The sequence below is a fragment of the Limnospira sp. PMC 289.06 genome, from assembly GCF_032350395.1.
In the GTDB taxonomy this organism is placed as follows: Bacteria; Cyanobacteriota; Cyanobacteriia; order Cyanobacteriales; family Microcoleaceae; genus Limnospira; species Limnospira platensis.
On the sequence record NZ_JARPLC010000153.1, the window covers coordinates 1 to 9,500 of the forward strand.

The window sequence follows — 9,500 nt, forward strand, 5'->3', positions numbered from 1 at the left end:
TGTAATGGTTAGGATATGCCCACTAGTCACGGTGTGGATATAGAGACCGCGACAAGTAAGAGTTTTTATGACGAAAGCGAGTTTAAAGACTACGTGTTGTATTTAGCTCCCAAAGTTGAGGTTACAAAGCGGGGGGTTGTAGCCCTGTTCCTACTGACAATAGGGTATCTACATCAGGAGCCGTGTGCTGGGAAACTCGCAAGCACGGTTTGGAAGTGGAGTTGGGGAAGGTGACTTCTCTTTCGACCATAACCAATCAGTCATAACAGTAACTAGGGAGTATTGGGTCTCAAGTGTTGCTTATCTCACTGCTGTTCAACCTCTGTATCAGTTAAAATGCCAGTTTATGATCGACCTGTTAAAAATCCTCAAGTTTCCGATAATAATGCGATGAATGATAATTCGGCTCCTGTGGAGTTTTCTGTACAGTTTTGGGGGGTGAGGGGAAATATTGCTACCCCTGGCCATAAAACTGTTCGATATGGGGGGAATACCTCCTGTGTCGAAATGCGTCTGGGAAATCAACGTTTTATTTTTGACGGAGGGACTGGGTTAAGAGTTTTGGGTTTGGATCTGCTCAAACAAATGCCCGTTGAAGCCTCTGTCTTTTTTTCCCATACCCACTGGGACCATATCCAGGGGTTTCCTTTCTTTGTGCCAGCATTTATCCCGATTAATCGCTTTCATATCTATGGGGCGATCGCTCCTGATGGGTCAACGATTAAGGAACGCCTGTCTGATCAAATGGTACATCCTAATTTCCCGGTTCCCATGCACGTTATGCAATCAGATCTGAAATTTTATGATCTGATCCCTGGGGATGTGATTACTTTGTCCGATGGGATTAAAATCGAAACGGCTCCTCTGAATCATCCTAATATGGCGGTCGGCTATCGGGTTACTTGGGAAGGCCGTACAGCGGTTTACTGTAGTGATACAGAGCATTTTCTCGATCGCTTTGATAATAATGTTCTGCACTTGGCTCGCGATGCCGACTTGCTGATTTATGATGCCACCTATACTAATGAGGAGTATCATGATCATAAGTGTCCTAAAATTGGCTGGGGACATTCTACCTGGCAGGTGGGGGTAGAAATTGCTAAAAAAGCCGGTGTCAAACAGATAGCCATGTATCAACATGACCCATCCCACGATGATGATTTTCTCGATCGCGTCCAACTTGAACTCAAAGCTGCTTTTCCTCACGGGGTTGTTGCCAGGGAAGGTATGGTAATTACCCTAGATTAAGCTAACTTATATATATGTCACATTCCAGACTCCCCCATCAGCGCAGATCAAGGAGATATTCTCTATTGATTAGGTGCTGTTTGCTTCTGGTTACTGTCCTGATATCCTTGGGCATCACAACACCAAGTATAGGCCAGTATTCTGTTAGTGCTATAGGTACTGTTGATGTTGTACCGCCAGAATTTCAACTGGGCCAGGAACTCTATTTAGAAAACTGCGCTACTTGCCATATTCCTATTCCGCCGTCAGTTTTACCGAGACAGACTTGGCAACAAATTCTCCAAGATAGTCAACATTATGGCACTCAAATTGAACCTTTAGTGGATCCGGCTCGCCTGTTGGTGTGGAATTATCTCCGCCATTTTTCCCGTTCTATGACTGTGGCTGAAGAGGGTATCCCTTTTAGAATTGAGCGATCGCGCTTTTTTAGGGCGCTACATCCCCGCGTAGAATTTACGGAACCCATTAATATTCATAATTGCCAAACCTGTCATCCTGGCGCATCTAATTATAACTTCCGTCTTTTGACTCCCGAATGGCAAGATTCTCCGTAATCAATTGTTACCAATTATCTGGGGGATGACGGGGATTCTCCCAATCATTTTGAGATGAATCTTGGTATAAATAGGGAGCAATATCTGAGGGTTTGTCTAATTCTAATTCTAGTTCATCATCGGACTCGGCTGATGATTGATGTAGGTTTAGGGGTTCAATGACACGGGCGATCGCATCTTGAATAAATCCTCGCACAAACTCATCTCGCCGATTGAGTTGAAATTGTCGCTGGACCACCTCTGTTATACCCCCATCTCCCCAATCTTGATTTTGGCGAAAATACTCAATAAAACTACGCCCCGCAATCCGGGTTAAATAGGCGGCAGTTATCCCTTGAATAGCCTTACCAACTACAATAGTACCGATGTGAAAATGTAGGGCGGTAGCCACTAATTGAATCGCACCTTTCACAATTCCTAAACTACCCAAAGTTTTGGCTAGAGATAATGCCAACTCTCGCCCCCTATCCATATTTAATTCACAGCCATATATTTTACCAATTTCCACTACCATTTGAGCATTAACCGCCGCAGTTGCTAATAAATCTACCACCGGAAGCGGCGTAACAGCAATAGCCCCAGCCCCAATCCACTGATATCTATCGACAATTTTTTCGGCTTGGCGTAGACGTTGATTATCAATTAAACGGCGCGCTTCTTCGCCTAATCTTTGAGACTGGAGAAGGATATTATCAGCTATTAATTCTTCCCCTTCGGCGCGTAGAATTGTGGCGATTTTATGAATAAGTGGCATTAGATCAGGTTCTGGTTTAAATGTATCTCCATTTTCCAGATTAATCAGTTGAGGATTGGCGGCGATCGCTATCACATCTTCTGAAGAAATAAACCCGCCAACTCGTTGCTTTAATTGATTTAAAATCTGATTTTTATCAGCTTCTGTATACAAGTCAGTTTTGTTAAAAATTAAAAGCGATCGCTTCCCCATTTCCGCTAAATTTCGCAGAGGATACCATTCGGATTGACGCAAATCATTATCCACCACAAATAATAATAAATCTGCCTCTGTAGCCAGCGTTCTAGCCATTTCTGAACGAGTCGCCCCCCCTTCTCCCACCTCCCCAATTCCCGGAGTATCAATAATTAAAATTTCCCGATTTAATCCCGGCAATTTTAGTCGATAAGTTTCCCCATTGATAGTAGTTCCCATAGGTGCATTAACCCGCCCTACCATCTCCCCCATTAACCCATTAACCACAGATGTTTTACCTGCGGAACCTGTGCCAAATATCACCACCTGAATACTACCTTGAGATAGGTTAGCTTCTATATCCTGAGAGCGACTTATTAACGCCTGACGCGCCACTTCATCCTGAATTTGATTAACCTGTTGTCGGATAGCTTTTAAAGACGTTTCAGCGGCTCCTGATTTATCCAAAGGTATACGCAAATTATGGCGGCGTTTTTTGCTCCCATTACCCCCAAATTGAAACAGCCTAAAATAGTAGACAAATGTATAAATCAACAACCCTAGCAAACTTATTAACATGACTAGCAATAAATTTGCTAAAATAGGGTTAGCCATCCACGCCACTTGACTGTATAACCAGGAAATCGATGTGACTAGCCAAATCATTAAACCCAGGATGACACAAACACCCACAATGATGATGAAAAGGCGGTATAAAGGCATAATTTTATGGTTGATCTCAAATCAGTCTATTTTCTATGATAGCTGGTTAATTTAGTGATTTTAACTGACCTCTCCAGCTATAGCGTTTCTCATATCCATAAGGTACAGCCCACTCAAAGAGAAGCCGCTGCGCGTCTACACCCCAAACCCCTCTCCCAAGACGGGAGAGGCTTGTCCTGAGCTTGTCGAAGGGGGCTTTGAAAAGTACCTCACCAATCCACCGAACCGCTATATTAGGATTTGGGCTAAAATGGTATAGGTACACAATTGAGGGCTGATATAATCCAATTATGGCTGGCTGGTAGCCTTCTTTGGGGGGATAATCCCGGATAGATTATTGATAGGTTAATCTAAATGACTAGGGTTTTCAGACCTTTGACTAAACGCCCAATTCCTTCGGCGGCGGTATCTGGTTTTAACGCGCCATAAGCTACCCGTAAATAGCAGCCTTGTGACATACCAAAGGTAGTCCCCGGAATTACAGCCACGCCAAACTGTTTAATCAGTTGTTGGGCTAATTCCATTGAGTCTAACTGGGTGTCTATTTTTAGCAGAAAGTAAAACGCGCCGTCAGCTTGGGGAATTGTGCAAAAATCTGATAATTGGCTGAGTTCATTTAGAAATATATCCCGAACTTCTGTGATAGTTTTAATATGATTTTGGCAATATTCATAACCTACTTTTAACGCCCCTAAAGCTACATATTGGGAGATGACGGGAGGACAGATTAAGATGGTATCTTGAACTTTTTGAATGGGGATTAGTAAGTGTTCGGGAATTAGCATATATCCAATGCGCCAAGATGCAAAACCGTAGGCTTTGGATAAGCTAAATAGAGAAATTGTGTGGGATTCACTGTTAGGAAAGGTGGCGGGGGAGGTGTGTTTGATGTTATTGTAGGTAAAGTATTCGTAGGCTTCGTCACTGATATGGTATAAGTTGCGATCGCCACAAATTTGATTAATTTCTTGTAATGCTTCTGGGGAATAAACCGCCCCGGTGGGGTTATTGGGAGAAATGGTAACAATCGCCCTGGTTTTATCGGTTATGGCGGCTTTAATTGCATCAATTCGCAGTTGATAATGGTCATCAGTCTGAATAACCACCGGCTGACAACTTGCCATTATAATCGCCATTTCATGATTAAAATAGTAAGGAGATTGTATAATGATTTCATCCCCGGGTGAGGTAATGGCTAAAATCCCATTCATAAACCCCATATTACTACCAGCAGTGACGACAATTTTCTGGCGATCGCTGAGATTAATATGATTCTCGGTTTGCAGTTTATCGGCGATTATCTCAAGTAGTGGATTGATACCAATTACTGGTTTATATTTATGATTTTCTGGACTAGCTAAAAACTCGGATATCTGGTCAAATGCCACAGGTGGGGGGCCATAATAAACTACCCCTTGACCTAGGGAAATTGTCCCCGGATGATTGTTAATTAGTTTCCCAATAATCGGAATAATTGGGGATTGGACGGATTGCATTCGGGAATAATCTAGGTTCATAATCTTAACAATGGTATCAAAATTAGATCTATGAAAAATCGCCGCCAATTTCTCAATGGGTTAGGTTTGACACTTTTAGCAACAGGATTTCCGGTATTAGCATCCTCTCCTAATCCTATTAAACCACCCCGGTTGCGGGCTGGGGATACGGTGGGAATAATTGCGCCTTCTGGATGGATTACCAGACAGGAGTTAAAATTTCTAACTTTGCAATTAATGCAACAAGGACTTAATCTGAAAGCTGCGCCTCACCTGATGGATAAATATGGTTATTTAGCTGGATTAGATCGAGACCGCGCCGCCGATGTTAATACCATGTTTGCTGATCCGAATATTCGGGGAATTATTGCCGCCGCTGGTGGCTGGGGGGCTGCGCGTATTTTACCCTTGTTGGATTATAACATAATCCGCAACAATCCCAAGGTGATTATTGGTTATAGTGATATCACCTCATTATTATTAGCCATATATTCCCAGTGTAATTTTATCACATTTCACGGCTTATTAGGAACTTCCCATTGGCAGAGTTTTTCGGTGAATTACTTAAAGCGAGTGTTGTTTTCCGCCGAAGCTGTTACCTTTGAAAATCCTGGGAATATTCGGGTAGAAACTATTACCAGCGGTAGCGCTAGGGGTCAACTGGTGGGGGGTAATTTATCAGTTTTAGCGGCGTTGGTGGGTTCTGAATATCTACCGAATTGGTCGGGAAAAATTTTATTTATTGAGGATATTAACGAGGATGTTTACCGGGTCGATCGCCTATTGACTCAATTAAAACTAGCCGGAATTTTAGATCAATTATCCGGGTTTATTTTCGGACAATGTAGCCGTTGTTCACCTGGGAGGGAAGGGGAATCATCCTTTAGTTTATGGGAAGTGTTAGTTGATCATATTCAACCCCTAGGAATACCCGCCTGGTATGGTTCAGCCATAGGTCATATTCGCGCCCAATTTACCATAGCCATAGGCGGTATGGTAGAAATTAATAGCGATCGCGGAACTATCCAAATGCTAGAAGCCGCAGTTAGCTAAATTAATTCAACCATTCTCCCTTAGCGATCGCCACCACTTTTCCCCCCACCATCACCTCAATTTCATCTCCTACCTTTTTCTCGCCTTTTAAAAATAGTAAAGAAGGGCGATTAATCTCATAACCCTGTTCCACACGCACACTAATATTATCCCGATTATAATAGGAATTATGCACCAAATAACCTGCCAGACAAGAATTAGCGCTTCCGGTGGCTGGGTCTTCGGTAATTCCTAAAGCCGGGGCAAACATCCTAGCGCTGATATTATTTTCCATGTCATAGGGTTCAGGACAAAATACAAAAATCTCCTTAGTATTAATGTTTTTAATAAACTCAAAATAATGCTCTAAATTAACCTTAGCCTGTTTCAAAGCCCTTTTATTTTTGAGGGGAACGATTAAAAAAGGAATCCCCGTTGACACTTCTTGAATGGGAAAATTATCGTCAAAATCGGCAATTTCCAAACCCAAAACCGGGGCGATATCTGCCGCATTAAAACAATTATAAAAAACCGGATTATTGGGGCGCATCCATAACAATTCTTGGTCAGTGTTACCATTACTCCAAGTCACTGGAATTTGACCCACACCCAAATTTAACACCACCTGATCAACAGGTTTTTTAATCAATTCCCGTTGAATAATATAAGCAGTTCCCAGGGTAGGATGACCCGCAAAAGGCAATTCTTTAGAAGGGGTAAAAATCCTGACATCATAGCCACCATCAACCATTCCCACGGAACGGATAAAAGTAGTTTCTGAATAATTCATTTCCTGGGCAATTTCTAGCATCTCCTCATCAGATAGAGACGACACCCCCTCACCGAAGAAAACAGCGAGTTGATTCCCCGCATATTTAGCTTCTGCAAAAACATCAACGATGTAGAAATCCATACAATCAACTCTCAGAAGTTTTCAGACAGCTAATGGCTTCCAATAACCCCCGTGCTTTATTGAGGGTTTCCTCATATTCCTTTTCGGGTTGGGAATCAGCCACAAGTCCCGCCCCCGCCTGTACAGAAACTTGATTTATACCATCTTCCCCCAGACGGACAATCATAGTGCGGATAGTGATAGCTGTGTTTAGTTGTCCCTCAAAATCATAATAACCATAAACGCCAGAATAGGGACCTCGGCGGCTAGGTTCCAACTCATTAATAATTTCCATGGCCCGAATTTTCGGCGCACCGCTGACAGTCCCAGCCGGAAAACAGGCTTTTAGTAAATCCCAGGCATTTTTATCATCTGCCAACTCTCCCACCACATTACTAACAATGTGCATGACATGGGAATAGCGTTCGACCACCATCAGTTGATCAACTACTACGGTTCCATTTTGGCAGACCCGCCCTAAATCATTACGTCCGAGGTCTACTAGCATAACGTGTTCGGCGATTTCTTTGGGGTCCTGTAGCAAATCCTGTTCTAGGTCCTGATCTTCCTGGGAGTTTTTACCACGGCGGCGGGTTCCCGCAATGGGGCGAACGGTGGCGATCGCCTTTCCGTCATGGTTTTTTTCCGCTTTGACCATCACTTCTGGGCTAGAGCCAATCATCTGCCAATCCCCAAAGTCAAAATAAGCCATATAGGGGGAAGGATTGATTAAACGCAGGGATCTATACAAGGAGAAAGGATCGCCTTGGTATTGTGCCGCCAGCCGTTGGGAAATGACCACCTGAAAGATATCTCCAGCCCTAATATACTCCTTGGCTCGGTCAACAGCCGCACAAAACTGGTCGCGGGAGAAATTACTGCTGTATTGGCGTGATGTTTCCGTATCATCGGATTTGTTCCTATCGGGAGGAGTCCATTCTAATAGGGTACTCTGACGAGATAGGGGAGATCTGAGCTTATCTACCAATTGAGTCACGCGATCGCAAGCCTGTTGATAGGCTGTTTCTGGGTCTGTTTCCCGCAGGTCTGCATAAGATATCGCCCAAACCTTGCGCTTCACCTGGTCAAAAATTAGTAAACTATCAAGCTGCATCCACAGGCCATCGGGGAAATCGTCCTCTGTGAGGGGATAAATGGGCACTCGTGGTTCAATCCAGTTGATTAATTCATAACCCCAAAACCCGAACAGTCCCCCAATTCCGGGGGGTAGTTCTGGTAATTTGACAGGTTGATAGGGTTTAAGACAGTCAGCTAATACCTGAAACGGATCGCCTTGAAAATCTTGTTGTTGACCGTCCCTAAATGTTTGGATCATGCGATCGCCACGGGCTGATAAAATCCACAAAGGATCACAACCCAGAAAGCTGTAACGCCCAATTTTCTCCCCACCTTCGACCGACTCCAACAGGAAGCTGTAAGGTTGACCTGCACAAACCCGATACCACGCCGAAACTGGTGTATCCAAGTCCGCCACCCACTCCTGATAGACGGGAATGAAGTTACCCCTGGCCCGTAGTTGGCAGAATTGGGAGAAATCTGGAAAAATCATTGTTGTAATTTTTGGGAAAATTTGTAGCTGAATCTAATGCTACTGTATATCAACAATAACAGAAAATGCTGGTTTTTGGTTGAAACTCAGGAACCAGCAAACCTGATCTTATAGGGAGTTTACCTGTACTGTAGGGGGGGAGATTCTACAAAAAGCCTGATTCTTAGTGACAAGTCAGGTGAACCCACCCCGCCCATAGACCCCTAAGATTCGTAGGTGGCTTTACCGCTGAATTTAACACTAGCTGGGTTGGGGTTATCACCAATCTTGCGATCGATTTTTCCGTTGAACTCCCGACCTTCGTTAACTTTCTCAGGGAAAACGCCATCTTTGGGGTGGAGATATTCCATTTCGCCATTGGGGAAAATCCGATAGATTTTGAAATCCTCGATTTTCGGCTTGAATTTTGTCCGCAGTTGGGTTCCCAAGGCGAGACACTGCTCTTTGCGAGCCAAATAGAGCAAGTTTTCTCCCTCGTTCATAATAGCTGCGCCACCTGTGGGCATTTCAAACACCTGTTCTTTGGTGCTGGTCCAGGTAATGGCATATTTCTCCTCAACTTGGGCTTTGGTGAGAAGACCACCTGTGCTACCACCGAATTTGGGAGCTTTTCCTGTCAGTGTTTCTACCATAGAAAATTATCTCAAAGGTTTTTACGGCATCCTATCACTGATAATACCTTCTCAGTAGCGATCGTAAAGATCCGTTACACAGATATCCACAGCAGCCATAAAAACAGCCAAACCCTACCCTAACCCCTCGCTCGCGATCGCTCGCAGAGGTAGGGATTAGCGCCAGGGCTGGTCATGATTGAGCCTGAGCAAAACCGGAGAGGGTGGGATTCGAACCCACTATAAAGCCTATAACCCCTATTCTACCGCCATTCTAATGCACTCAATGGCGATCGCATTATTAGGAGTTAGTGCAAAATGAGTGCAAGTACAAACAGTACACATAGTGGTACATATCAAGGCTTTGAGGATATTCTTGAGTTTTTCAACCTATCCCGCAAACAATGTCCCAAGGGTGTCAGGATTAAACGTAACCGGGGGACAAT

9 protein-coding genes are annotated in these 9,500 nt (G+C 43.8%); 3 read left to right on the forward strand and 6 right to left on the reverse strand.

Going from position 1 to position 9,500, the window contains the following annotated elements:
* Positions 1-121: 121 nt before the first annotated feature.
* Positions 122-250: a hypothetical protein gene (locus P5674_RS21130; RefSeq protein WP_315670245.1), complete on the reverse strand. Its 129-nt coding sequence runs from the start codon at positions 248-250 to the stop codon at positions 122-124.
* A gap of 86 nt (positions 251-336) precedes the next feature.
* On the opposite strand from P5674_RS21130, the gene P5674_RS21135 reads away from it, so the two are divergent.
* Together P5674_RS21135 and P5674_RS21140 are read left to right on the forward strand one after the other, a co-directional pair.
* Complete coding sequence (locus tag P5674_RS21135) at positions 337-1,248, forward strand: MBL fold metallo-hydrolase (protein ID WP_006616289.1); 912 nt, start codon at positions 337-339, stop codon at positions 1,246-1,248.
* A 107-nt stretch (positions 1,249-1,355) separates the two neighbouring features.
* Complete coding sequence (locus P5674_RS21140) at positions 1,356-1,802, forward strand: hypothetical protein (protein ID WP_014275592.1); 447 nt, start codon at positions 1,356-1,358, stop codon at positions 1,800-1,802.
* A 7-nt stretch (positions 1,803-1,809) separates the two neighbouring features.
* Here the strand turns inward: P5674_RS21140 and P5674_RS21145 are convergent, their stop codons facing one another.
* Positions 1,810-3,453 carry a YcjF family protein gene (locus P5674_RS21145; RefSeq protein ID WP_006616287.1) on the reverse strand — a complete coding sequence of 548 codons (1,644 nt, stop codon included), beginning with the start codon at positions 3,451-3,453 and terminating at the stop codon, positions 1,810-1,812.
* Between the two features lie 350 nt (positions 3,454-3,803).
* Positions 3,804-4,970 carry a pyridoxal phosphate-dependent aminotransferase gene (locus P5674_RS21150; protein ID WP_006616639.1) on the reverse strand — a complete coding sequence of 389 codons (1,167 nt, stop codon included), beginning with the start codon at positions 4,968-4,970 and terminating at the stop codon, positions 3,804-3,806.
* 30 nt (positions 4,971-5,000) lie between these two features.
* On the opposite strand from P5674_RS21150, the gene P5674_RS21155 reads away from it, so the two are divergent.
* Positions 5,001-6,002 (forward strand): S66 peptidase family protein, encoded by a 1,002-nt coding sequence (locus P5674_RS21155; protein ID WP_006616638.1) that lies wholly within the window; start codon positions 5,001-5,003, stop codon positions 6,000-6,002.
* A 1-nt stretch (position 6,003) separates the two neighbouring features.
* On the opposite strand, the gene P5674_RS21160 is transcribed toward P5674_RS21155, so the two are convergent.
* The 3 genes from P5674_RS21160 to P5674_RS21170 form a co-directional block, all read right to left on the reverse strand.
* Positions 6,004-6,894 carry a PhzF family phenazine biosynthesis protein gene (locus tag P5674_RS21160; RefSeq protein ID WP_006616637.1) on the reverse strand — a complete coding sequence of 297 codons (891 nt, stop codon included), beginning with the start codon at positions 6,892-6,894 and terminating at the stop codon, positions 6,004-6,006.
* 4 nt (positions 6,895-6,898) lie between these two features.
* Positions 6,899-8,443 (reverse strand): anthranilate synthase component I, encoded by a 1,545-nt coding sequence (gene trpE / locus P5674_RS21165; RefSeq protein WP_315670246.1) that lies wholly within the window; start codon positions 8,441-8,443, stop codon positions 6,899-6,901.
* A 203-nt stretch (positions 8,444-8,646) separates the two neighbouring features.
* Positions 8,647-9,075 (reverse strand): photosystem I reaction center subunit II PsaD, encoded by a 429-nt coding sequence (locus tag P5674_RS21170; RefSeq protein ID WP_006616635.1) that lies wholly within the window; start codon positions 9,073-9,075, stop codon positions 8,647-8,649.
* Between the last annotated feature and the right edge of the window lie 425 nt (positions 9,076-9,500).

Coding starts and splice junctions, on each gene's coding strand:
- P5674_RS21150 (WP_006616639.1), bottom strand. CDS start 4,970: ATGAACCTAGATTATTCCCGAATGCAATCCGTCCAATCCCCAATTATT.
- P5674_RS21155 (WP_006616638.1), top strand. CDS start 5,001: ATGAAAAATCGCCGCCAATTTCTCAATGGGTTAGGTTTGACACTTTTA.
- P5674_RS21160 (WP_006616637.1), bottom strand. CDS start 6,894: ATGGATTTCTACATCGTTGATGTTTTTGCAGAAGCTAAATATGCGGGG.
- P5674_RS21135 (WP_006616289.1), top strand. CDS start 337: ATGCCAGTTTATGATCGACCTGTTAAAAATCCTCAAGTTTCCGATAAT.
- P5674_RS21145 (WP_006616287.1), bottom strand. CDS start 3,453: ATGCCTTTATACCGCCTTTTCATCATCATTGTGGGTGTTTGTGTCATC.
- trpE (WP_315670246.1), bottom strand. CDS start 8,443: ATGATTTTTCCAGATTTCTCCCAATTCTGCCAACTACGGGCCAGGGGT.
- P5674_RS21170 (WP_006616635.1), bottom strand. CDS start 9,075: ATGGTAGAAACACTGACAGGAAAAGCTCCCAAATTCGGTGGTAGCACA.
- P5674_RS21130 (WP_315670245.1), bottom strand. CDS start 250: ATGGTCGAAAGAGAAGTCACCTTCCCCAACTCCACTTCCAAACCGTGC.